Raw genomic sequence first — 234 nt, forward strand, 5'->3', positions numbered from 1 at the left:
GTCATCGACCGCGACGATGGATCCGTCGGTCACCGACACTGCGAATCGGAACGGCGCCTCCGACGCGATCACGCGCCCGCCCTGAGCCCTGACCTGGGTCAGATAGGTGGCGAGCCGTTCGATGTACTCGTCGATGCGGCGACGTTCCTTCTCGGCGATCCACGGCGTCTCAAAGTCGAGCTCCCCCCAGCGCTCGTCCACGACGGCGCGCATGGCGTCGGCGCCGCCCTCCGG

1 protein-coding gene is annotated in these 234 nt (G+C 68.8%); it reads right to left on the minus strand.

What is annotated here, in order from left to right:
• Positions 1-234, minus strand: a 234-nt coding sequence (locus tag SB754_RS23075) for a PD-(D/E)XK nuclease family protein (protein WP_410784576.1), incomplete at both ends; no start/stop codon positions are given.

The organism is Leifsonia sp. SIMBA_070 (genome assembly GCF_046534635.1).
Classification (GTDB): Bacteria; Actinomycetota; Actinomycetes; order Actinomycetales; family Microbacteriaceae; genus Leifsonia.